This is a genomic window from Micrococcus sp. GbtcB5, from assembly GCF_019091605.1.
Lineage (GTDB): Bacteria > Actinomycetota > Actinomycetes > Actinomycetales > Micrococcaceae > Micrococcus > Micrococcus luteus.
On the sequence record NZ_JAGXJK010000585.1, the window covers coordinates 1 to 231 of the forward strand.

The window sequence follows — 231 nt, forward strand, 5'->3', positions numbered from 1 at the left end:
TCCACCTCGTGAAACAGGGCAACGACATGGTCACCACGGTCCGTCAGCGCCTGACCCGCCCCCACCGTGGTCGTCGGGGCCGCAAGGACGATCCGGCCTGGGCCCACAGGATGCTGCTGCTGCGCGGCGCGGACACCCTCACCCCTCGCGCCTGGGAACGGCTTGAGCACGTTTTCCGCACCGATGACCCCACCGACGAGCTCTCGGCCGCCTGGGGCATCAAGGAACAGC

At 69.3% G+C, this 231-nt stretch carries 1 pseudogene; it reads left to right on the forward strand.

What is annotated here, in order from left to right:
* Positions 1–26 precede the first annotated feature (26 nt).
* Positions 27–231 (forward strand): annotated as a pseudogene (locus tag KVS67_RS13600) (ISL3 family transposase); the annotation flags it as partial.